Genomic DNA, 22,842 nt, shown 5'->3' with positions numbered 1-22,842 from the left:
CGTCTCGCAAGTGCCCACACAGATTGTCTGTTTCTTCTTTTTAAAGAGCTGACAGCTTTTTAATTTACTTCACAATTTCTTGTTTCAGTTTGCTGTCTCAAGGGCTGCGTATACTACGCTACACCTTTTCATTCGTCAAGATCTTTTTTTAAAATTTTTGACCTTGCTCACTAACACTGGTTTTGTCTGCTTGTCGCTGACGCCGTGTCAGTGGATGCGCATTATAGGCACTTCATTTTTTTTGGCAAGTGATTATTGCAAATTTATTTTTGTTTGTCTTTTTTTTACACAAGATGAGCTAAAATCAAACTAAAATGATACATTTTGTAGCAATTTCACCTTTTTAATTTTTATTTTGTTAGTTAAATTCTTTAATAAAAGAAAAATCAGATGGCAAAATTTAAAATAACTATCGCCTAAATAACGATATCCATAACCATTTGCTTTTGAACATCCTGCTATATAGTCTTACTTTTTTATTGTTTTCGTTATTCTCTCATCATAAATAGAATAGCGAATAATAGTAGTATTATTAATTAATGTGCTATTTTGCGAATTAACATTCACATCATTCACCATTATTAAAAATATAAAGCGTTTAAATTAAACGCTGTGGTTCTATTATAATTCTGCTTTAATCTTTTTCGGTAAATCAGCTAAACTATCAATTAACCAATCTGCTTGTGCTAACGCCTCTTCGGTTATTTCATCGCCGGTTTTAACTAATACTGTTTTTTTAACCCCAGCTCGTTTCCCTGATAACAAGTCAGAAACCCTATCACCAACCATATAAGAATTTGCTATATCGATATTGAGTTCTTTAGCCGCAGATTGAATCATACCAGGACTTGGTTTGCGACAGTCGCATTCATCCACTAGTGGATCATGAGGACAATAATAGACACCATCTAAATCAACACCACGATCTTGTAGTGACCAATCCATCCATTCAGTTAAGGTATCAAACTGCTCTTGAGTAAATTTATTTCTAGCAATTCCTGATTGATTAGTGGTAATAACTAATAGAAACCCCATCTTTTTCAATTCTTGCATTGCGTCAATCACACCATCAATAAAGTGAAATTTATCAATAGTGTGTACATAATTATAATCTATATTAATTGTCCCATCTCGATCTAAAAATATAGCAGGTTTCATGTTTAATCATCTTCCTTTTATATGGATTCTTTTCTAACTATATATAGGATATTATTGATTGACTTAGATGTCTAGACGTCTTAATATTTATCTATTCAGATTTTTGTTGTTATATATCATGATAAAATTAGAACATATCTCAAAGACATTTGAGCAAAATAAAACCACTATTCATGCCTTAAAGGACATTTCACTTCATGTTCCAGAAGGTAAAATTTATGGTGTGATTGGCAAATCCGGCGCAGGTAAAAGTACATTAATACGTTGCGTTAACTTGTTAGAAAAACCAACAAGTGGAAAAATATTTTTTGATAGCCAAGATATCACCCATTTATCTAATCGAAAGTTAATTGAAGTTCGTCGAAAAATTAGCATGATTTTTCAACATTTCAATTTGCTTTCTTCTAGAACGGTATTTGATAATATTGCCTTTCCTCTTGAACTCAATAGAACACCTAAAGCAGTCATTAAACAAAAAGTAAATGAACTTATTGATCTTGTTGGTTTAAGTGAAAAAGCGAATGTTTATCCAGCTAATTTATCTGGTGGGCAAAAACAACGCGTCGCTATTGCTAGAGCGCTAGCCAGTGATCCAAAAGTATTATTATGTGATGAAGCAACGAGTGCTCTTGACCCAGAGACAACCCGTTCTATTTTAGAATTATTAAAAGATATCAACCAGAAACTAGGCTTAACCATTTTATTAATCACTCACGAGATGGATGTAGTTAAACAGATTTGTGACCAAGTAGCAGTAATTAGTGATGGTGAGTTAGTTGAACAATCTTCAGTTGGCGAGATGTTTTCACATGCAAAAACGGATATTGCAAGACAATTCATTCAATCAACATTGCATCTCACAATTCCAGATGACTATTTAGCAAGACTGACACCAGAACATAAAGAAGGACTTAATCCGCTGGTTCGCATGGAGTTCACAGGAGTTTCGGTTGATTTACCACTACTATCGCAAATAGCAAAAGAGTTTGAAGTTGATAGTAATATTATTAGCGCTCAGATGGACTATGCTGGCGGTGTTAAATTTGGTTTAATGTTGACAGAAATGAAAGGCAAACAAAAAAGTACTGCATCGGCAATTGCGTTTTTAGAAAAGAATAATACTAAAGTTGAGGTGTTAGGTTATGTTTGATTTTCTTCCATCATTTAAACCATTTGAATCATTAATATTATATTTATCTCATTTTGATTTTTGGTCAGATTTTATTGCTTTCGCCTCTTCTTTTGAAGGATTTAGTGAAGCGATGATAATAAAAATAGCGCAATCTACTGACGATACTATTTATATGGTTACCTTGTCAGCCTTCTTTGGTCTGCTTATTGGTTTACCTATAGGTATATTGCTTTATACCACACGTAAGGGACAGATATTAGATTGTACTATTTTAAATAATGTTATTTCATTTATTGCAAATTTCTTTCGTTCAATACCATTTATTATATTAATTGTATGGATTGTTCCTTTTACTGCTTTATTAATGGGTACATTTATTGGTAAACAAGCGGCAGTTGTACCATTAAGTATAGGAGTAGCACCATTAATAGCTCGGATGATTGAAAATGCATTATTAGAAGTACCGAAAGGTTTAATAGAAGCAGCGCGCTCTATGGGGGCGACACCATTACAAATTATCTATAAAGTTTTATTACCAGAAGCATTACCTGTCATTGTAAATAGTATGACCATTACACTCATCACATTAACAGGATATATTGCTATGGCAGGTGCTGTAGGTGCCGGAGGCCTAGGTCAACTTGCAATACAGTATGGATACATCAGCCATAAACCAGCAATAACAAATTTAGTAGTGTTTATATTAATAATTTTTGTATTTTTTATTCAATTTTTAGGTAATACTATAGTTAAACGTGTTACCCATCATTAATCATGGAGAGAGTTATGTCTATAAAAAAATTAGCACTAATAACCACACTGGTCAGTGCATTTTTCTTAACTGGTTGTGATAACAAACAAACAACTGCAACTGATAACAAACCTGCAGAACCAGCAAAAGTTAGTCCTTTAAAAGTTGGAGTAATTGCTGGAGCAGACCAAGAAGAAGCAGAAATAGCGCAACAACAAGCAAAAGAACGATTTAATCTTGATATCGAACTAGTTATTTTTAATGATTATGTCACGCCTAATAGAGCCTTAAACGATGGTTTAATTGATGTTAATGTGTTTCAACATAAACCATATTTAGACGAACAAATGAAAGAACAAGGCTATAAATTAGCAGTAGTTGGTAATACTTTTGTTTTCCCAATTTCTTCTTATTCAAAAAAACTAAAACCAATTGCAGCCGATGAGCAAGTTGGAGAAGGTGTCAAAGTAACTTCACCTCGTGGTGAAACATACTTCATTCCAGCTAATTCAACCATTGCTATACCTAATGACCCTACTAATTTAGGCCGTGCTTTACTTTTATTACAACATGAAGGAATGTTAACGGTTGATAAAGCTAAAGGTTTATTACCTACTGTATTAGATATCACCAGCAATCCATATAACTATAAAATTGTTGAACTTGAGGCACCAATGTTGCCACGTTCTTTAGACGACTCACAAGTTGATTTAGCAATAATTAATAACACGTTTGCAGCTCCTGCAAATTTAATCCCAAGCAAAAATGGTATTTTTGTTGAAGATAAAGAATCACCATATGTCAATGTTATTGTTTCTCGTGAAGAGAATAAGGACGATGAAAGAGTTAAAAACTTTGTTAAAGCTTATCAATCTGATGCTGTAGCTAAAAAAGCCGATGAAATTTTCAAAGGTGGCGCTATTCGTGGTTGGTAATAGTACATTCGCAAACTATGATTAACTTACTCCCATCGACTATTGTCGATGGGAGCACATTTATAACAATTACACAATAATTCAATAATGACATCTCAATTTGAGCCGATTGGCATCATTCACTCACCCTATACTGAAAAATTTGCTGTACCACGCCAACCTAATCTTGTAACAGCAGCTGAAGGTGAACTACATTTGCTAGATAGATTTAATGATCCTATGAGTATTAAGGGATTAGAACAGTTTTCACATATATGGTTATTATTTCATTTTCATCATATTGATGCTAATAAACAGAAATTAACTGTCCGTCCGCCTCGTTTAGGTGGCAATAAAAGTTTAGGTGTATTTGCGACAAGATCACCATTTAGACCCAATAATATTGGGCTCTCAGTCGTTGAATTACTAGATATTATTATTGAAAATAAGCAGGTCATATTAAAACTAGGTGGTTTGGATCTAGTAAATGGTACACCAATAATTGATATAAAACCCTACTTACCTTATTGTGATAGCCATCCAGAGGCAATAGCTGGTTATGCGCAACTTCTTCCAACACAAAAACTTAAGGTAACATTTTCATCTGAAGCTGACATATTTTTACAAAGCCAACTACAGCATTATCCACAACTAAGCGAACTAATCGAACAAGTTATTTCTCAAGATCCGAGACCGGCTTATAAACAAAAAAGTCTTCATGAACAAAGTTATGCGATTACCCTATATCATTTCAATATAATGTGGAAAGTATTAGGGGATGCAGCCATTGTAGAAAATATTCAGATAATTAGTTAGTCGTACAAATACACTAATAAAAAATAATAAATTATCGATTTAATATATTCAGGAATTAATCGGACAGTTTGTAAAGATAATTTCAAAAAAAAGTTATGCGAAACCGATAATATTTATTTGGTGTGTTGAAATTATTCTGATAAATTAGCTGTGGGTTTAATTCCTTATATTTGACTTTGCCACTAAAATTTAATAATCTTAGTGGCTCTTTTATAACTCAATGATAATTATTACTTTTCTTGTTTCTTAACTCTGCTATATCAATAGCATCGAACAGATAATGTTTACCGCAGTAATCACAATGAATATCAATCTTACCACCATCTTCATTGAGAATATCATCAACTTCGTTATCTGGTAATGTCATTAAACTATCTTCACAACGTTGTCGCGAACAACCACACTTAAACACAATATCGTGCGTCTCAAATAAACGAACTTCTTCTTGATTATAAAGACGATATAATATCTCATCAGTTGGCAATTGGAATAACTCATCACTAGTGATAGTCTCCGTCAATGCACAGAGATGTTCAAATGATTGTTCAATATCTTCATTAGCTGGTAATACTTGTAATAAAATACCTGCCGCCATAGGTTTATTATTATGACCCCCCGTTTTGACAAATAAACGGGTAGGAAGTTGTTCAGATTGCATAAAGTAATTTTCAATACAACCAATTAAAGTGTCTTTTTCAAGGCCAACAATACCTTGATAACGCTCCCCTTTTTTAGGTGTAATGGTAATGACGATATAGCCGTTACCCACCATCTCTTTAAGTGTGGCATTATCCGCTATTTCACCATTAACTCGAGCAACTCCACGTAATTGCTGTTCATTATTACCATTTACTACTGCTAATGTCAGCGGGCCATCACCTTGCAATTGAACCGCGATATCACCATCAAATTTTAAAGTAGCAGTTAACAAACTGGTTGCTACTAACAATTCACCTAATAAATTTTGTACCGCTATAGGATAAGTATGGTTTTCTAAAATTGCTTGGTAAGTATTTTCAAGTCGAGTAATCTCACCTCGAACCGAATGATTATCAAATAAAAACCGATTTAAAGTATCCATATTAATTCTTGTCGCCTTGTTGTCTATCATATTTAAATTTAATTAATGTTCGCCGCTCTTTTTTATCTGGTCGTCGATCAGGATGCGGCATAGTTAATGCATTAAGTTTTCGAGCTTCAGCGATATTTTCTCGTTTGGTGATGCTTTCTAAGGTCTCTTGGTAAAGATATTCAGCTTCTCTAGCAGGCCTACGTTGATCACTAATAGCTAAAACACGAATTGTTTTTTGTTCATTGCCCTGTCTAAGGGTTAATATAGCACCAACTTCAACAATTTTACTTGGCTTTGCTCGTTGACCATTATAGTGGACTTTGCCACCATCAATCATATCACGAGCGATGGAACGAGTTTTATAAAACCGAGCCGCCCATAACCATTTATCTAATCTTACTAGATACATCGTTTCCTCATTTAAAACTTAATACATCTTAAAACAGATATAAGGATAATTTTATTAAAATCAATGCTGTGAATAAATAGAATACTCATTATCGTTAGTAAAAAATGTTCCCGATAGACTAAACGGTGAAATTTCACCATGTAAATCAACACGATAATTTGATGATTCTGGTGGCGTTTGGACTAGCTGCCATTGATTTAGCAATTCACTAGTAATACCTTTAGCAATAATATGCAATGATTCAAACTCAGTTTGCAAAGGATTTATCGTTGCAATTGCGTCAAGTTTACCGCTATTAATTAATGCGCTAAAACTTAATAACGCTCGATGCTGACTATCAAAACTCAGTGATAAATTAGGATATTTAACCGCAATTTTATTAATTGTTGCATCATTAGCTTTAAAAAATAACGAACCTGAATATATACCAATCCTTTTATCTTCCACTAGCCTAACATTGGTTCCAGAAACATTAAAGCTAGCGAGATTAAATGGATAATCTGACTTAGTGCTGATTAACGTACTTGGCATAACAGTTAACTGATCAATATCGACTTGATTAAATATACTCGGTAATAACCGTTGTTTGAAGTTATCAGGTAACTGATAATTAACACTGGCTAATAATAATGTTTTTAGATGTAATACATTATTTCTCCAGCTACCAGTTAAACGGATATTACCGTCATTCCACTCCGCGATCGCTTTTAAAATGTCTACTTCATCGTCTTTACAAGATAGTTGTAGTAATAATGATGAAAGTTTTTCATCAAACCATACAACATTATCAGCACTAATAACAAAATTACTTTGTTTTAACTGCCATTGATTATCATCATAATCAATATTGGTTATGTCTATATTACCCTTTTCAATAGTTAAATTAGGCAATTGAATATTACTATCAAAGATTGAAAATTCTTGTAATTTGAATTTTGGCAATTCAGACAAATATCTGTTTAAATCAGTCTCATTATTGACGTTAAAATGTATATTGTTTAATTTTAATTGTGCTATATCCAAACTATCATCTGCTAGCATTTTTAATTTACTAACAAAAAAACCATTACCAATATTACCACCTAAATTAGTAAGTGAAGTGATACCATCACGATAATATCCTTGCAGTAACACACTATTTACAGCCATTTGCTTAAATAATACTTGCTGGGCAGTTAAATCGAATTGATATGGTTGTTTACTTGACAAATCAAACGGCTTTATACCACCATTAATTTGTTGTAATAACAATGGTTCTTGAGCATTATTCAATGAAAATTTTAAGGTTGTGTTGTAAAACCGTAACATATTGGCCGTAAATATCGATTGGCTGATTTGAGAACCATCTAGCGTGCCATCAATGACATTAATATAATTAAAATGATGGAATTGCCACAAATTTTGCTTATCGAACCCAACGATTAATTTGCCAATATTAGCAACTTCTTGCTGATCTTTTTTTACCAATAAATTATCAACGCTTAACTCATAAAAATTAGCAAAGGAATGATTTATTTTGCCAATTGTAATAGAATAGGCACCCAGCTTTGATAATTGTTGGCTTACTATTTTGGCACCAAAATTGGTCTGTAACAAAAAATAGCCAACTACAATTAACAACCAGAAAATCGAAAAGAGGATGATTAAACTAAATCGTAATCGTCTCATAAATAAGCTAAATAGTTAGAATGAAGGGTTGAATTTGTATTACGATACCTGATTTTGGTTAAAATAGCACTTGATTTTGCTATAAATGATTTGTTGTTAAACCAGTTTTGAAGTTAATATATAACTAAAGCCAATTGTAACATTAGAATAACAAACCAAATTAATAATTTATCTCTCTTTTGATTAAGATGAACATTTGTTATTCTTTTTATTTACTATATAAATAGGAAAAAACCGAGATGAAACAGATCCCAATGACAGTAAAGGGAGCCGAATTATTACGTGCAGAACTTGAAGAACTTAAAAATGTAAAAAGACCTCAAATTACTGCCGCTATTGCTGAAGCTAGAGCACACGGTGATTTGAAAGAAAACGCTGAATATCATGCAGCAAGAGAACAACAAGGATTTTGTGAAGGTCGTATTCAAGAAATCGAAGGTAAATTGTCGCAAGCACAAATTATCGATATCACTAAAGTTAAAAATACTGGTCGCATTATATTTGGTGCCACAGTCACCGTTGTGAATATTGATACTGATGAAGAAACAACCTACCGAATTGTTGGCGACGATGAAGCAGATTATAAACAGAATCTAATTTCAGTTAATTCACCGATTGCTCGTGGACTTATTGGCAAGGAAGATGGTGATACAGTACAAATTAAAACACCAGGCGGTGATGTTGAATTCGATATTGTTAAAGTTGAATATATTTAATTAAACTGTTGCAAAAAAATAGGGCGATTAGCCCTATTTTTTATTTTGGTAGTGTAATTTTTTTATCTTCACTCGGTCTGTATATCGTAAAAATAGAACCCACCTGTTGAACTGCTAAAGCTTTGGTTTCGCGGATGATTGCTTCACAAATTAACTTTTTAGTTTCACGATCTTCAGCGGATACTTTAACTTTTATTAACTCATGGAAATTTAAGGCATTTTCAATTTCTGCTAGCACACCTTCGGTAAATCCATTAGCCCCAATCATCACTATCGGTTTTAAATGATGAGCTTCACTTTTTAAATACTGTTTTTGTTTATTCGATAAATTCATTAATTTTTTATCACATTAAGTTGTAATTTTGCTATTCTACCCTTATATATATTTGTAATCAATTGAAGTGACCTCATTACATTAAGGATTTATTCTCTGTGAGTAACAAAAAACGCTCAGCAAGCTCTACTCGTTGGCTTAATGAACATTTTAACGATCGTTTTGTGCAACAAGCACAAAAAAAAGGCCTGAGATCCAGAGCATGGTTTAAATTAGAAGAAATACAAAAAAGTGACAAATTATTCAAACCGGGAATTACTGTGGTGGATTTAGGCGCTGCGCCGGGAGGATGGTCACAATATGTTGCATCACTCATTGGAAATAAAGGACGAATTATTGCCTGTGATTTATTACCGATGGATCCCATCGTTGGCGTTGACTTTCTGCAAGGTGATTTTCGTGATGAAGCGGTATTAAATGCCCTACTTGAGCGAGTTGGTGAAGAAAAAGTACAAGTTGTTATGTCTGACATGGCACCAAATATGAGTGGACAACCTGCCGTTGATATACCAAGAGCTATGTATTTAGTTGAACTGGCATTAGATATGTGTAAAGACGTTCTTGCTCCAAATGGGAGTTTTATCGTTAAAGTATTCCAAGGCGAAGGTTTTGAAGAGTATCTAAAAACAGTAAGATCACTGTTTAAAACAGTCAAAATTCGTAAGCCTGAAGCTTCGCGAGCTAGGTCTCGAGAAGTATATATTGTAGCAATGGGGATGAAGTAGCCAGCCGTACAATTTTGTAGTACCATACTTGGTTAATTTTAGTCGTAACTATTAATTTTATGAGAGGTTTTTCTTTTGAACGACATGGTAAAGAATTTACTGATCTGGGGTGTTATCGCCGTCGTATTGATTGCTGTCTTCAGTCAATTCAGCTCAATATCCAATAGCGGCCCTCAAGTCGATTACACCAAATTTAATGCGGATGTAACGGGTGGCAAACTTAAAGAAGTGCATATAAATGGTCGCGAAATTGTTGCTACTACTAAAGGTAGCAATAGTTATGTTACCTATATACCTTATTTTGATGAAAAGTTAGTTGATAATTTGGTATTAAATGATGTTGCGGTCTATGGTAGCCCAGACGAAAAACCAAGCTTATTAGTTAACATTTTAATCTCTTGGTTCCCGATTATTTTACTACTTGGTTTCTGGTTCTTTATCATGCGCCAGATGCAAGGCGGTGGTAAAGGTGGGCCAATGTCGGTAGGCAAAAGTAAAGCTAAAATGTTAACGCCTGACCAAGTTAAGACTAAATTTAGCGATGTTGCAGGTAGTGAAGAAGCGAAACAAGAAGTTACCGAAGTTGTCGATTTTTTAAGAGATCCTGGAAAATATCAAAAACTTGGTGGTCGTATTCCAAAAGGTATTTTAATGGTTGGACCGCCAGGTACCGGTAAAACATTACTAGCTAAAGCCATCGCTGGTGAAGCAAATGTTCCTTTCTTTAGTATTTCTGGCTCAGACTTTGTAGAAATGTTTGTTGGGGTGGGTGCTTCACGTGTCCGTGATCTATTTGAACAAGCACGTAAACATTCACCATGTATTATCTTTATTGATGAAATCGATGCTGTTGGTCGTAAACGTGGTGCCGGCTCAATGGGTGGCCATGACGAACGCGAACAAACTCTTAACCAAATGTTAGTTGAAATGGATGGTTTCGAAGCTAATAGTGGCATTATCATTATTGCGGCAACCAACCGTGTTGATATTCTAGATCCAGCCTTACTTCGTCCTGGTCGTTTTGATCGCCAAGTACAAATTGGCTTACCGGATATGAAAGGTCGTGAACAAATTCTAGCTGTTCATGTGCAAAAAGTACCACTTGGTTCTGATGTTAATTTATCGGTGCTTGCTCGTGGTACCCCAGGTTATTCTGGTGCAGAATTGGCAAACCTAGTCAATGAGGCCGCACTATTTGCAGCTCGTCGTAACAAACGTTTAGTCACTATGGACGAATTTGAAGAAGCTAAAGATAAGATCAACATGGGTACAGAACGACGTTCGTTAACCATGACACAAGAGCAACTTATCTCAACCGCTTATCATGAGGCTGGGCACGCCATTATCGGTTATTTAATGCCTGATCATGATCCAATTCATAAAGTAACTATCATCCCGCGTGGCCGAGCATTAGGGGTAACGTTCTTCTTACCTGAAGGTGATCGGGTTAGTGAAAGCCGAGAAAAATTAGAAGGTGATATCGCCACACTATATGGTGGACGTCTTGCCGAAGAACTGATTTATGGTGTTGATAAAGTTTCAACAGGAGCATCAAACGATATTAAAGTTGCCACTCAATATGCCAGAGCAATGGTTACCCAATGGGGCTTTTCTGATCGTTTAGGTCCGTTATTTTATGAAATGGATGATAATTCATCTTATGGACGACCAAAAGATATCTCTGATGAAACAGCGCGAATTATTGATGAAGAAGTTAAAAAAATTATCGATCGTAACTTTGAACGAGCACGTAAAATTTTAACTGAAAATATGGACGTACTTCATGCGATGAAAGATGCATTAATGAAATACGAAACCATTGGCGCAAAACAAGTTGCTGATTTGATTGCTCGTAGACCAATTACTGCTCCAGAAGATTGGACTGAAAGTGATGAACAAGCAGCAAAAGAGATACCAAATGAGGGAACAGACATACCACCTCAATCAGAAAATTAATTACGACTAAATCTAAAACGCGCTTCGGCGCGTTTTTTATCATCCAACAGCAATTAATTTTGTAAAATAATAAACCAGTACTAACAATCATACTTCAGCATTGCAACAGTGCAATTAGCATTAAAAATATTAATAAAATAAGGCCTAAAATCATGGAAATTCGTTTTCAAAATCACGTAATGGATCTCTCTTTTCCTCAAGTAATGGGAATTGTTAATATGACGCCAGATTCTTTTTCTGATGGCGGTAATTACAACAATCTTGATGATGCTATGCGGCGAGTTGATAATATGATTCAAGCTGGGGCAACCTTTATTGATGTTGGCGGAGAATCAACTCGATCTGGTGCTGCTGATGTTTCAACCAGTGAAGAACTTGATCGGGTTATACCGTTAGTGGAAAAAATTGCTCGTTATTTTGACGTTTGGATTTCAGTTGATACATCAAAACCAGAGGTCATCACAGAAGCGGCTAAAGCTGGTGCACATTTAATTAATGATATTCGGGCATTAACTTTACCTGGAGCATTACAAGCAGCACAAAAAACGGAATTACCAGTATGTATTATGCATATGCAAGGTGATCCCAAAACGATGCAAAATGCACCTCATTACCAACAAGATATCTATCAAGAAGTCGATTCATTTTTTACTGAACATATTCAACGATGTGTAACTGCTGGCATTGCTCGGGAAAAAATCATCCTTGATCCAGGCTTCGGATTTGGCAAAACGTTAGCCCATAACTATCGTCTATTGGCTACACTGGAAAAATTCCATCACTTCAATTTGCCTATTTTGGTTGGCATGTCAAGAAAATCGATGGTCGGGCAAGTGCTAAATGTTCCCCCTAAAGAACGTGTATTAGGTAGTGTTTCTTGTGCAGTTATTGCAGCAATGAAAGGAGCGCAAATTATCCGTGTTCATGATGTCAAAGAAACCTTCGATGCCATGCGAATAGTGCAAGCCACATTAGCAGAACAATCATTTTAGTCTGTAGAATTTCTTCTTATTGTTATTTAAATAGCTAGCCGTTAAAGATTGTCTAAAACGGCTAACTATTTAGATTGGTTAAACTACTCCGAAATGAACGAGTAATACAAAAGTTATATTATTTTAGGGTTGCCATATATTCTTCTAAGTGTGATTTAATTACTGTCACATGAGGACCATAAATAACTTGAATACCTTGGCCATTAATAATTACACCTTTTGCACCCGTTGATTTTAAAATATCTTTATCAACTAATTGATTATCATGTACAGAAATTCTTAATCTTGTTGCACAACAATCTACATAAGTAATGTTTTCTTTGCCACCTAATCCATCTAATATAACACTTGATAACTCATTGTTATTTTTAGCTTTCTTCGCGTTTTCAACATCTTTTTTGGTATATAATTTAGTTTCCTCGTTATCGTCTTCTCGACCTGGAGTTTTAAAATTAAATTTTTTGATCAAGTAACTAAATGTAAAGTAGTATATTGGGAACAATGGAAGACCAATCAGAATAACATTAACCCAATGTGTTTTACTATTTCCTTGTAAAACACCAAATAATACAAAATCAATTAAACTTCCAGAGAATGTTTGCCCTACACCAACATCGAAAATATGACAAAGCATAAAAGATAAACCAGCATACAAACAATGAATAAAGTAGAGTAAAGGACCAGCAAATAAGAAAGAAAACTCAATTGGTTCAGTAATCCCAGTCAAAATAGCCGTTAAAGTTGCAGAAACTAGTAGACCTAAGACCATTTTGCGATTTTGTGGTTTAGCTGTACGATAAATAGCCAATGCAGCACCAGGAATACCAAATAAATAAAATGGAAATTTACCCGCCATAAAGCGTGTGGCTTCAACTGAAAATTCAGTTGTATTTGGACTAGCAAGTTGAGCAAAGAAAATATTTTGTGCTCCAGCAATAAGATTGCCATCAATCATTGCCGTACCACCAACTCCAGTCTGCCAGAATGGCATATAAAATACATGATGCAAACCAAATGGAATTAAAGCTCGCTCAATAAATCCATAAATAAATGTACCTGCATAGCCCGATTCATTGACTAATTTGCCTAATAATAAAATTCCATATTGGATAGAAGGCCAAATATAAAACATTAAAATACCGACAAATAAATAAACGAATGCTGTAACAATAGGAACAAAGCGCGAACCACCAAAGAATGATAAAATAGCAGGTAACTCAATTCGATAATACCGATTATGTAAAGCAGCGACACCTAATCCAACAATAACACCACCAAAAACGCCCATTTGTAGAGTCTGAATACCAACCGCATCACCTAAAGAACCATCTGGTAAGGCACCTTCTTTTAAAAGCCCTTTTAGCTCTAATAGCGCATGAATAGTTGAATGCATAATAAAAAAGCCTACCGCACCAGATATTGCTGCAACCTCTTTTTCTTGTTTTGCCATTCCCATTGCTACCCCAATAGCAAAAAGAATAGGCAGATTAGAAAATATTACACTACCCGCATTTTTCATGATGGTTAAAAAAGCATGTAACAAAGTTCCTTCGCCTAAAAAGCTTTGTAATCCATAGGACACAATTGTTGTTTCATTGGTAAATGACGCTCCTATACCTAACATTAATCCAGCCACAGGAAGAAGAGCAATAGGTAACATAAAAGAACGACCAACCCGTTGCAATACACTAAAAAAAGTACTTTTCATTGTAGTTAACCCTATTTTTTATTAAAAGACACAGTGAACGCCTCAAATAGTTCACAAAAATAATTTTATATGTAAACAAATTTAATTTAAAGAGATCTAGTTCACATAATTTTAATAAAAAATTAATTTATATAGCTTTATTAACGGAAAAACAACAAAAAATAGAGTATAAATTATCTATAATGTTTAATTTTGTGAATTAAGACCTTCATCGCAATAAAGGCCTTAAAAGTTAGGAGAGATTACGGAGTTCATTTAGCGTCTGTTTATAGGATTTATCTTTATTAAACAACCCAGCAGTTCCCAGTATAAAATATTCAACATAAGGCGATAGCTGTTCGATGATATTTGGGCTTATCGCACCATCAATGGCAATAGAAGTATTGAGATTTCTATCTTTAATCATATCACTTAATCGCTTTATTCTATCGATAGAGTTAGCGATAAAAGGTTGTCCGGCAAAACCTGGATTTACTGACATTATCAAAACAACATCAATTAGATCTAAAACATCTTCTAACACACATAATGGTGTTCCTGGATTAATAGCAACGCCTACTTTCTTACCTGTTGATTTAATTTGATTTAGAGTTCGATGTATGTGGGTTAATGTTTCAACATGAACATAAATAATATCGCAGCCAAGTTGAGCAAATTTTTCTATATATGGTGATGGATTAGTTACCATTAAATGAACATCATAAGGAATTTTTGACAACTTACTCACCGCTTTAATATCTTCTATACCTAATGCGAAATTAGGTACAAAGTTACCGTCCATCACATCAATGTGAAACATGTCTACACCAGATTCTTCTAATGACTTCAATTCAACTTCTAACTTGGAAAAGTCAACACACATAAGCGAAGGACAAAATTTACTCATGAAATTCTCCTTTTTGAATAGCATCGATTTGATCTATTCTATTTTGGTGACGGCCGCCTTCAAATTTCGCCATTAACCATTGTTCAACAATCATTTTTGCAAGTTCACTTCCCACTACACGGGAACCAAAAGCAAGAATATTAGTATTATTATGTTCACGTGATAATTTTGCAGAATAAGGATCACTACAAACAACCGCTCTTATTCCTGAACATTTATTTGCCGCAATTGAAATACCAATACCAGTGCCACATATTAATATTCCTAAATCGGCTTCTTTTGAATTGACAGCCCTTGCCACTTTATTGGCATAAATCGGATAATCGGTTCTTTCTGTTGATGGCGCACCAAGATCAATCACTGTAATATTCTTAGTCTCCAAATAATCAATGATATCTTTTCTTAAAATATATCCAACATGATCATAACCAATTGCAATTTTCATATATTCCCACCTTTCTGACTAAAAAAAACACAATTAACTTCACACTTAAAAATATTAACGTTAATTTATTTTTTTGTAAAGTTACCAGCAAAAATAAAAAAATCTTTTTTTACAATGTGCTTAAATTGAAATTGGGTTAAAATTACCCGAAAAATGTTATGGAGAGAAACCATGAAACAAACACATGATCCAGAAAATTCTAATGCTTTAGCAATTGGAGCAATGATTCGTATTTCACTTTCTAGTTTAAGTAATACTGAACAACGAATTATTGAATGGATGATGACTAAAGGAAATTTAAAGCCTAGAACAAGTATTAAAGAAGTGGCAGAAGAATTATCAGTTTCGGAACCATTATTAGTAAAAGTATCTAAAAAATTAGGTTACTCTGGTTTTAGAGAAATTCGAAAAGCATTACTTTCTTATTTTGATGCTTTACCTTTTGATAAAGAACAAGAACTATCTGAAAAAGATAATGTCGAAAATATTATTGAAAAAGTTTTTAATAACTCTGTACAAGCTTTAAAAGAAGCCCAATCTATTGTTGATGCTAAAATAATATCAAAAGCAGCAGAATGGATTTTTCATGCTAACCGTATCGTTATTCTTGGTGTCGGTGGTTCAGCTATTGTTGGTCAGGATTTTGAACATAAATTATTGAGAATTGGGATTCACAGCCATACTTATAGTGATCACCATTTGATGGTAATGGTGGCGAGTCAATTAAAAGAAAACGATGTAGTTATTGCTATATCTCAATCAGGCAATACAGCGGAAATATGTAATGCAATATTGGTTGCGAAAAAGAATAAAGCTAAGATTATTTGTATTACTAATAATCATCAATCTGAACTAGCTGAAATTTCCGACTTATCTATCTTTAGTCCAGCTAAAAATGGTCCATTACTAGGGCAAAATGCTGCAGCTCGAATTATCCAACTAACTTTATTAGATACATTATTTATCGCAATTGTGGTCTTAGATCACGAAAAATCAAAAGTTCATTTAGAACGTAGTATTGATGTAGTAAAACCATTACATAAAAATGCACAATATATTGAATAATATTATTTTTAATTAAATATAAAAGTTGAGTTATCAAAAACGCCTTTCCTCAAAATTTTTAATTGTGGTTAAAATATGTAAAAAATATTAAGGAATCTATACCATTAACTTGCAAATAATATTTCTGTTTTATTACTAGCAATCGAATAACCTTAAAGGTAGGCAAATGCCTACTTTACCTATATTACAATAGTATTCCGCTTACTAATAAGGCTAGCGCATTAAATTTAATAATTTAAACAGTTGAGAATAATCTTGTAAAAAATATTGAGGAGTCTATACCACCATTTTACTTTTTTACTAAGCAACGCTTTTACAATTTAAGATATATCGTTTAAAGTGATTAATGTTCGCGATGAAAGTTAAATAATGATGGTAAATGTGTTTTTAACTAACCAAGATCGCTATAAATATAAACAATCCTATATAATTATTATTCATAAACGCTTTAAAACAATTGCTTCTATCACGGTCTTTGATTAACCATTGTTGATAAATAAATAGCAATAAGGCGATGATTAAACCAATATAATAAAATTGCTGAAAATGATTGTTTATGCCGATCAATGTCAGGCAAACTAAGGTTATGATTTGCAGTAATCCAATAATAAACTTGTCATAGTCACCAAATAGGATAGCAGTGGACTTGATGCCTATTTTAAGATCATCATCGCGATCGACCATAGCATATTCGGTATCATAAGCTATTGTCCAACATACATTAGCTAGACACAGTAACCAACAAGTTATCGGAAATTGAGCTATTGTTGCCGCATAGGCCATTGGAATTCCCCAGCTAAAGGCAATGCCTAAAGTCACCTGGGGTAAATGTGTGTAACGTTTCATAAATGGATAAAGCATTGCCGTGATTAATGCAAAACCAGCCATTAACCAAGTTAATTTATCCAAAGTAAGCAATAAACCAAGCGCAATAAGCAGTAATACGAATAAAGTGTATAAGGCATTTTTTTCGCTCAATGCACCACGGGCGAGAGGACGATTCTTAGTACGTTCGACTTTACCATCAAAATGCCGATCAGCGTAATCATTAACCACACAGCCAGCTGAGCGCATAACAATCACACCAACAACAAACACAACAACAACATGAACAGATGGCGTAGATGTAGCAAGCCAAATCGCCCACAATGTTGGCCAAAGTAGCAGTAAGGAACCAATTGGCTTGTCTAATCGCATCAGTTGTAAATAAGCTAACATAGGTTGTCATTGTCCCGAATCATAATAGGTGGATTATACCTGTTCATTAAAAAGCTGCAAACAACAGCTATCAATGCATATTTTGACTTAAATAAGTGAGCGCTTTATTTGCTATATAATCAGAGTTATACCATTTGTAAATATTGTTCAGCAATAATCGCTAATGCTTGATAAAATAGACTGACTTGATTTTGTTTTAAGCAATCCAAATACATTGGTGCCCAATTTAAAAGGTATTCGGTCATTAATTGCTGTGCAGCAGCAAATTGCTGCTTTTCTAGTAGTATCGCATATGCCATTAACATCAATCCAAACTGATCTTCTGGCTCATTCATACCCGTATCAAGCGTCAACCCTTGCTGCTGTAAAAATTCCCGATAGCGTTCTTGTGATTCACCCATTAGTAGTTTTTCTTGATCTAAATAGACTGAACCCCATGGTGGCGCCGACATAATGCCTTGCCCTTCAAATAATAGTGAGAATTGATATTCTATTTCTGCATGCTGTATCTGAGTACTTAAGATTTGGCATTGTTCAGTTACTAATTGTTGGTTTGGCCACTTTGCTAACTGATCTAGCTGTAATAATCCATCAATTAAACCAGTGACTTGTTTACTGGTAGGCGGATAATAAAAAAAAGCGCCTAATAATTTCGCCAACGTGATAGAAGTCAGGTTATCCAAATTATTCAATCCTATATTGATTAGCCAATTAATTATGCCATTACCATCAATTACCACACAATTAAACGGTTATCATCCACAAATTATAAAAAGTGATACGTCCGCAAATTTCTGCGATAAATACGCCAATAAAAGCCAATAGATAAATCATTACCTGATGTTGCTTTCTTAAAATCGCAAATAAAACCAATATGATAGAAATAATTAATAATGCGCACTGTGCTATTATCCAGCAATATTGATTAGAGGTTAAGTCTGGAGCAATTTCACTCATTAACTTTAAGTAAGGCATTTTTAATAGCAGAATCAGTAAACTACCAATAAAAAAAGCGCAATAACCTGCTCGATATAGTCCTAACCAAGTAACAGCAATTCCTCCCAATACCAACATCGCAGTATACATTTGTATCGCGGTATAACAACTATCCCACGTTTTTATTGTTGCTAACATATAGGTTAATACGATGGTCCAAACAAAAAATAGGCTTAAAATAACCAAGATCATCGCCAATAAATAGTTTAAATGTGGTATACGGTTAATTTTTTGGCATAGAGGTTTGATGATTTGTAATTTGGTACTATTTGGATACAAGACAAAATAATTAAGCAATACAAAAGCAAATGTCATAGCAAATAATAAGCCAAAGGTAAAAATTTCATTACTCATTGGTGAACGGCCGATACCAAAAATCACATTGAATGCGCGTAATGGTTGACCTAAATGAAATGAAGCAATCGCCATACCAATCGCCATGAAAATTAACGCTACTGCATTAATTTTTTGAGTGATAGCTAATTTGTTTTTTGAACGATAAACAAGATAAAACAAACTACTAAGTAAGATCATTCCTGCGGATAATTGCCCAAATATCGTAAAAAATACCAGTGGAAGTTCATGCATACTAGACCTCCTCAGGATTAAGCACTTTACCAAGCGAGTCACCCGATATTTTAGCTTGCGCATGTGGCTTTATCACAATACTTGGTTTGGTTAAATCTGAACTAGGTAATGGAGCAATATCGCACTCATCACCATAACGTTGACGCAAGGTATTAATGTCATCAAAATCTAAAGCGCGTTGAGGACAAGACTCAACACATACAGGTTTTAAACCTTGCGCTACACGTTCATAACAACCATCACATTTAGACATTACCTTTTTTTGATGATCATATTGTGGTGCACCGTAAGGGCAACGCATTTCACAATAGCGACAACCAATACACACATCTTGATTGACTACCACTACCCCATCTTCTTGGCGTTTATGCATAGCGCCAGTTGGGCAACCTTTTACACAGGTTGGCTCTTGACAATGATTACAAGAGATTGACAAATAATAGGTAAATGTATCATTTTGCCAACATCCATCTACTTGCTTCCATGTACCACCGCCATATTCATAAACACGGCGGAAATGGACACCAAGCGCATTATCTTTTTCATCTTTACAACTTACTTGGCAAGTTTTGCAACCAGTACATTTGGTAGAATTAATATAAAAACCATATTGCATTTGAACCATCTCCTTCCGATTAAGATGCCGACGGCATAGCTGCTATTGGTTTAACTTCAACCAAATTGGTATGCTGAGGATTAGATTTAGCAAGCACAGAGGGTCGTAAGGAGGTTAAACGATTAATGCAACCACCAATATCAATGCCAGCAGCATTAGTCTTGGCCCATAATCCTTGCGGAAGAGCGATAATTCCCGGTAGTATCCGTGGTGTCACTTTAGCTGGAATGTAAAGTCGACCGCGGTCATTATAAACTTCAACCAATTGACCATGCTTTATCTGTCTTTGTTCTGCGTCCACTGGATTAATCCAGAGACTACTAGCTACCGCTTCTCGCAGTTGCGGAAGATTACTATAACTTGAATGACAATGCCCTTTGATATGAAAACCGATTAATTGTAATGGATATTTCGCTTGTGTTTGCAGGTCTTCACTGCCCTCTATTGCCGGTAAATATGCCGGTATAGGATAAAGTTTATCATCGTCATCAAACTCCCATTCATTGGCAATTTTGGCTAATGCTTCTGAATAAATTTCGATTTTACCTGACGGCGTATTTAATGGATTTTTTATTGGATCATCGCGAAAAGCTTTTAATCCGATCTGTGCATCGCTATCAGCTAATTTACGATCAACAATCCCCATTCCATCTGTTTCGGCAAAAGTCGGTAAATTAGGATTGAGCTTACGCATTTTTTCATAACTATAAGCAATCCAATCATCTTGACTCCGACCTTCAGTAAATTTATCTTTAACTGCCATTTTTGCTGACAATTCTGTCAAAACCTCATAAGCAGGACGATTTTCCCAAAGTGGTTTTATTGCTCGTTGCAAACGAATAAAATAATGATAAGCACCTGATGCATATGAATTATTGATTAAATCATTACTCTCTACAGATGAAACATCCGGTAACAGTAGATCAGCATATTTTGCTGAAGCAGTCATATGGGTATCCCAAACTAAAATAAATTCACATTTCGATTCGTCTTGTAAAATTTGGTGAGTCCGATTGAGATCGGCGTGTTGATTACCAATAACATTGCTAGCATAGCTCCAGATAAATTTAATACCCACATCTAATTTATCTTTACCTTTTATATAAGAATTTTTCGCAGTCATGCTTAACGGTTCATCAATTGCCTTCGTCCATAAAAAGAAAGGAATACTCGTTTTAACAGGGTTAACCATATTCAAGCTAGGCACAGGATAAGTTACGCTACCACCCCAAGTACCAATGTTAGTACCACGCTTACCAAACTGACCGGTGATAACCGGTAGGATCATAATCGCCCTTGTAGTATGCTCACCATTTTGCCAGCGCTGTGGCCCCCAACCTTGTGAAATCCATGCTGCTTTAGCATTAACAATATCTAATGCCAACTGCCGAATTTGTTTGGCTGGAATGCCGGTTTTTTTAGCTGCCCATTCAGGCGTTTTTGCGGTTCTGTCGTGCCCTAGTCCCAAAATATAAGATTTGTAATCGCTAAAAGGCGGAGCACTATCAGGTAATGTATCAGCATTCCAACCCACACAATATTGGTTAAGCATCGCCTCATCAACACGATCTTCTTCAAGCAACGCATAAATAATTGCAGCGACTAACGCAGCGTCAGTACCAGGAATAATCGGCAGCCACTCAGCATTATAACCAACGACACTTTCACTACGGCGTGGATCAATAATAATTACCCTTGCTTTACTTTGTGCTAATGCAGTATATAACTCAGCAACCTGCCCACCGCCCGACATTCTAGTTTCAGCAACATTATGTCCAAACATCACAACTAGATCAGAATGTTTGATTTGGTCTAGCAACGACTCTTTAGCATTACCATATATAAAAGGTTGAATAGCGGTGATCTGTCCACTTGAATAATCACCATGATAATTAAGGTGGCCACCGATACAACTTAAAAATCGCTTACAGGCATTACGGCCTGAGATATTTGCCCCTGTCGTACCTGTACCATATTGGTAATAAATAGCTTCATTGCCATAGCGATTAATAGTGTATTTGAGTTTCTCAGCTAATAGATCGATAGCTTCGTCCCACGAGATGCGTTTAAATTTGCCTTCACCTCGTTTACCGATTCTTAGCATTGGATATTTTAGCCGTTCCGGATCATAAGTACGCCAACGCACAGCTCGTCCTCGCAGACAAGGACGGATTTGATGTTGACCAAAGATCGCATCATTAATCCCATCTTCAGCAGATATTTTAGTAATAATATCGTTTTTAACATGTACTTTTAACGGGCAACGACTACCACAGTTAACTAAACATGCACTATAAAAAATCTTTTCTTGATTCGTTGGATTAGGTACCGAGGTGTTGGCAAGATCTGTCTCTGGCGAGGCATAAGCAAAAGGTAATTGTAAATCATTAGTTAATGCGGCCACACTACCGATTGCTAATGATTTTTGTAAAAAATCGCGCCGAGTTATCTGATTATCTGACTTGCTCATCCTATTCGCTTATTTATATTTGGCATGTCATTATCATAATACTACAGTTAAAATTATAAAACAGAAAAAAGACTAAAATCGAAATTAACTTAAAATAAATTAATGAAATAAGAATTATTATCAATAAAAAAATAGCTTTGCTTTTTATTATAAATTTAATTTCATGCATCTTAAGGAAAGATTGGTATAATAAGCCCATTTAATCGA

22 protein-coding genes are annotated in these 22,842 nt (G+C 34.7%); 9 read left to right on the top strand and 13 right to left on the bottom strand.

All coding sequences use genetic code 11. The features are described 5' to 3' along the window. Positions 1–621: 621 nt before the first annotated feature. Positions 622–1,158, bottom strand: a complete 537-nt coding sequence (gene gmhB / locus H3T80_RS10225) for a D-glycero-beta-D-manno-heptose 1,7-bisphosphate 7-phosphatase (protein ID WP_110448620.1) — start codon at positions 1,156–1,158, stop codon at positions 622–624. A gap of 118 nt (positions 1,159–1,276) precedes the next feature. On the opposite strand from gmhB, the gene metN reads away from it, so the two are divergent. From metN to tsaA, 4 genes are all read left to right on the top strand, one after another. Continuing rightward, entirely contained in the window at positions 1,277–2,308 is a 1,032-nt protein-coding gene (gene metN, locus H3T80_RS10220; protein WP_198201609.1) for a methionine ABC transporter ATP-binding protein MetN, read from the top strand. A gap of 112 nt (positions 2,309–2,420) precedes the next feature. Further along, positions 2,421–3,062: a methionine ABC transporter permease gene (locus H3T80_RS10215; RefSeq protein ID WP_110448643.1), complete on the top strand. Its 642-nt coding sequence runs from the start codon at positions 2,421–2,423 to the stop codon at positions 3,060–3,062. A gap of 14 nt (positions 3,063–3,076) precedes the next feature. Continuing rightward, positions 3,077–3,976, top strand: a complete 900-nt coding sequence (locus tag H3T80_RS10210) for a MetQ/NlpA family lipoprotein (RefSeq protein WP_110448622.1) — start codon at positions 3,077–3,079, stop codon at positions 3,974–3,976. Positions 3,977–4,063: 87 nt separating this feature from the next. Further along, positions 4,064–4,771 (top strand): tRNA (N6-threonylcarbamoyladenosine(37)-N6)-methyltransferase TrmO, encoded by a 708-nt coding sequence (gene tsaA, locus H3T80_RS10205; RefSeq protein ID WP_232350176.1) that lies wholly within the window; start codon positions 4,064–4,066, stop codon positions 4,769–4,771. A gap of 217 nt (positions 4,772–4,988) precedes the next feature. Here tsaA and hslO read toward each other — a convergent pair whose 3' ends face one another. The 3 genes from hslO to H3T80_RS10190 are packed head-to-tail and all read right to left on the bottom strand — an operon-like array spanning position 4,989 to position 7,920. Then, positions 4,989–5,852, bottom strand: coding sequence for an Hsp33 family molecular chaperone HslO (gene hslO / locus H3T80_RS10200; protein WP_198201608.1), 864 nt, complete (start codon positions 5,850–5,852; stop codon positions 4,989–4,991). Position 5,853: 1 nt separating this feature from the next. Beyond that, complete coding sequence (gene hslR, locus H3T80_RS10195; RefSeq protein ID WP_065578171.1) at positions 5,854–6,252, bottom strand: ribosome-associated heat shock protein Hsp15; 399 nt, start codon at positions 6,250–6,252, stop codon at positions 5,854–5,856. A gap of 60 nt (positions 6,253–6,312) precedes the next feature. Next, positions 6,313–7,920, bottom strand: coding sequence for a hypothetical protein (locus tag H3T80_RS10190; protein ID WP_198201607.1), 1,608 nt, complete (start codon positions 7,918–7,920; stop codon positions 6,313–6,315). Positions 7,921–8,159: 239 nt separating this feature from the next. Here H3T80_RS10190 and greA point away from each other — a divergent pair, with 239 nt between their 5' ends. After that, the gene (gene greA, locus H3T80_RS10185; RefSeq protein WP_065578173.1) at positions 8,160–8,636 is read left to right on the top strand and encodes a transcription elongation factor GreA; all 477 of its coding nucleotides are present in this window, start codon (positions 8,160–8,162) and stop codon (positions 8,634–8,636) included. A 40-nt stretch (positions 8,637–8,676) separates the two neighbouring features. On the opposite strand, the gene yhbY is transcribed toward greA, so the two are convergent. Continuing rightward, positions 8,677–8,970 carry a ribosome assembly RNA-binding protein YhbY gene (gene yhbY / locus H3T80_RS10180; protein ID WP_065614154.1) on the bottom strand — a complete coding sequence of 98 codons (294 nt, stop codon included), beginning with the start codon at positions 8,968–8,970 and terminating at the stop codon, positions 8,677–8,679. Positions 8,971–9,068: 98 nt separating this feature from the next. Between yhbY and rlmE the strand changes: the two genes are divergently transcribed. The 3 genes from rlmE (at position 9,069) to folP (ending at position 12,643) form a co-directional block, all read left to right on the top strand. Then, a complete protein-coding gene (gene rlmE, locus H3T80_RS10175; RefSeq protein ID WP_065578175.1) occupies positions 9,069–9,695 on the top strand; it encodes a 23S rRNA (uridine(2552)-2'-O)-methyltransferase RlmE in 627 nt (208 codons plus the stop codon). 75 nt (positions 9,696–9,770) lie between these two features. Next, positions 9,771–11,651, top strand: coding sequence for an ATP-dependent zinc metalloprotease FtsH (gene ftsH / locus H3T80_RS10170; RefSeq protein ID WP_110448625.1), 1,881 nt, complete (start codon positions 9,771–9,773; stop codon positions 11,649–11,651). A gap of 152 nt (positions 11,652–11,803) precedes the next feature. Then, positions 11,804–12,643, top strand: a complete 840-nt coding sequence (gene folP / locus H3T80_RS10165; RefSeq protein WP_198201606.1) for a dihydropteroate synthase — start codon at positions 11,804–11,806, stop codon at positions 12,641–12,643. A gap of 118 nt (positions 12,644–12,761) precedes the next feature. On the opposite strand, the gene H3T80_RS10160 is transcribed toward folP, so the two are convergent. From H3T80_RS10160 to rpiB, 3 genes are all read right to left on the bottom strand, one after another. Then, positions 12,762–14,351, bottom strand: coding sequence for a PTS transporter subunit EIIC (locus H3T80_RS10160; protein WP_198201605.1), 1,590 nt, complete (start codon positions 14,349–14,351; stop codon positions 12,762–12,764). A 232-nt stretch (positions 14,352–14,583) separates the two neighbouring features. Further along, positions 14,584–15,237 (bottom strand): ribulose-phosphate 3-epimerase, encoded by a 654-nt coding sequence (gene rpe, locus H3T80_RS10155; RefSeq protein ID WP_110448628.1) that lies wholly within the window; start codon positions 15,235–15,237, stop codon positions 14,584–14,586. Beyond that, positions 15,230–15,682, bottom strand: coding sequence for a ribose 5-phosphate isomerase B (gene rpiB, locus H3T80_RS10150; RefSeq protein ID WP_110448629.1), 453 nt, complete (start codon positions 15,680–15,682; stop codon positions 15,230–15,232). The genes rpe and rpiB overlap by 8 nt, the downstream gene beginning before the upstream one ends. Before the next feature lie 171 nt (positions 15,683–15,853). Between rpiB and H3T80_RS10145 the strand changes: the two genes are divergently transcribed. Then, positions 15,854–16,747, top strand: a complete 894-nt coding sequence (locus H3T80_RS10145) for an SIS domain-containing protein (RefSeq protein ID WP_110448630.1) — start codon at positions 15,854–15,856, stop codon at positions 16,745–16,747. 387 nt (positions 16,748–17,134) lie between these two features. Here the strand turns inward: H3T80_RS10145 and ubiA are convergent, their stop codons facing one another. The 5 genes from ubiA to H3T80_RS10120 all read right to left on the bottom strand — a co-directional run bounded on the left by ubiA (position 17,135) and on the right by H3T80_RS10120 (position 22,635). After that, positions 17,135–17,965: a 4-hydroxybenzoate octaprenyltransferase gene (gene ubiA / locus H3T80_RS10140; protein WP_110448631.1), complete on the bottom strand. Its 831-nt coding sequence runs from the start codon at positions 17,963–17,965 to the stop codon at positions 17,135–17,137. Between the two features lie 125 nt (positions 17,966–18,090). Beyond that, positions 18,091–18,648, bottom strand: coding sequence for a molecular chaperone (locus H3T80_RS10135; RefSeq protein ID WP_198201604.1), 558 nt, complete (start codon positions 18,646–18,648; stop codon positions 18,091–18,093). Between the two features lie 61 nt (positions 18,649–18,709). Next, positions 18,710–19,549 (bottom strand): DmsC/YnfH family molybdoenzyme membrane anchor subunit, encoded by an 840-nt coding sequence (locus H3T80_RS10130; RefSeq protein WP_198201603.1) that lies wholly within the window; start codon positions 19,547–19,549, stop codon positions 18,710–18,712. Position 19,550: 1 nt separating this feature from the next. Continuing rightward, on the bottom strand, positions 19,551–20,165 hold the full coding sequence (locus H3T80_RS10125) for a DMSO/selenate family reductase complex B subunit (RefSeq protein ID WP_370548405.1): 615 nt from the start codon (positions 20,163–20,165) through the stop codon (positions 19,551–19,553). Positions 20,166–20,184: 19 nt separating this feature from the next. Next, complete coding sequence (locus H3T80_RS10120; protein ID WP_198201601.1) at positions 20,185–22,635, bottom strand: DMSO/selenate family reductase complex A subunit; 2,451 nt, start codon at positions 22,633–22,635, stop codon at positions 20,185–20,187. Positions 22,636–22,842: the final 207 nt, after the last annotated feature.

The organism is Gilliamella sp. W8145 (genome assembly GCF_016101145.1).
Classification (GTDB): Bacteria; Pseudomonadota; Gammaproteobacteria; order Enterobacterales; family Orbaceae; genus Gilliamella; species Gilliamella apis_A.
The sequence above is the reverse complement of the archived record's forward strand: the minus strand, read 5'-3'. Positions and strand labels throughout refer to the sequence as shown.

Excerpts from the sequence above, each read along its gene's own strand:
- gmhB (WP_110448620.1), bottom strand. The coding sequence starts at position 1,158 with ATGAAACCTGCTATATTTTTAGATCGAGATGGGACAATTAATATAGAT.
- metN (WP_198201609.1), top strand. The coding sequence starts at position 1,277 with ATGATAAAATTAGAACATATCTCAAAGACATTTGAGCAAAATAAAACC.
- H3T80_RS10215 (WP_110448643.1), top strand. The coding sequence starts at position 2,421 with ATGATAATAAAAATAGCGCAATCTACTGACGATACTATTTATATGGTT.
- H3T80_RS10210 (WP_110448622.1), top strand. The coding sequence starts at position 3,077 with ATGTCTATAAAAAAATTAGCACTAATAACCACACTGGTCAGTGCATTT.
- tsaA (WP_232350176.1), top strand. The coding sequence starts at position 4,064 with ATGACATCTCAATTTGAGCCGATTGGCATCATTCACTCACCCTATACT.
- hslO (WP_198201608.1), bottom strand. The coding sequence starts at position 5,852 with ATGGATACTTTAAATCGGTTTTTATTTGATAATCATTCGGTTCGAGGT.
- hslR (WP_065578171.1), bottom strand. The coding sequence starts at position 6,252 with ATGTATCTAGTAAGATTAGATAAATGGTTATGGGCGGCTCGGTTTTAT.
- H3T80_RS10190 (WP_198201607.1), bottom strand. The coding sequence starts at position 7,920 with ATGAGACGATTACGATTTAGTTTAATCATCCTCTTTTCGATTTTCTGG.
- greA (WP_065578173.1), top strand. The coding sequence starts at position 8,160 with ATGAAACAGATCCCAATGACAGTAAAGGGAGCCGAATTATTACGTGCA.
- yhbY (WP_065614154.1), bottom strand. The coding sequence starts at position 8,970 with ATGAATTTATCGAATAAACAAAAACAGTATTTAAAAAGTGAAGCTCAT.
- folP (WP_198201606.1), top strand. The coding sequence starts at position 11,804 with ATGGAAATTCGTTTTCAAAATCACGTAATGGATCTCTCTTTTCCTCAA.
- H3T80_RS10160 (WP_198201605.1), bottom strand. The coding sequence starts at position 14,351 with ATGAAAAGTACTTTTTTTAGTGTATTGCAACGGGTTGGTCGTTCTTTT.
- rpe (WP_110448628.1), bottom strand. The coding sequence starts at position 15,237 with ATGAGTAAATTTTGTCCTTCGCTTATGTGTGTTGACTTTTCCAAGTTA.
- rpiB (WP_110448629.1), bottom strand. The coding sequence starts at position 15,682 with ATGAAAATTGCAATTGGTTATGATCATGTTGGATATATTTTAAGAAAA.
- H3T80_RS10145 (WP_110448630.1), top strand. The coding sequence starts at position 15,854 with ATGAAACAAACACATGATCCAGAAAATTCTAATGCTTTAGCAATTGGA.
- ubiA (WP_110448631.1), bottom strand. The coding sequence starts at position 17,965 with ATGTTAGCTTATTTACAACTGATGCGATTAGACAAGCCAATTGGTTCC.
- H3T80_RS10130 (WP_198201603.1), bottom strand. The coding sequence starts at position 19,549 with ATGCATGAACTTCCACTGGTATTTTTTACGATATTTGGGCAATTATCC.
- H3T80_RS10125 (WP_370548405.1), bottom strand. The coding sequence starts at position 20,165 with ATGCAATATGGTTTTTATATTAATTCTACCAAATGTACTGGTTGCAAA.
- H3T80_RS10120 (WP_198201601.1), bottom strand. The coding sequence starts at position 22,635 with ATGAGCAAGTCAGATAATCAGATAACTCGGCGCGATTTTTTACAAAAA.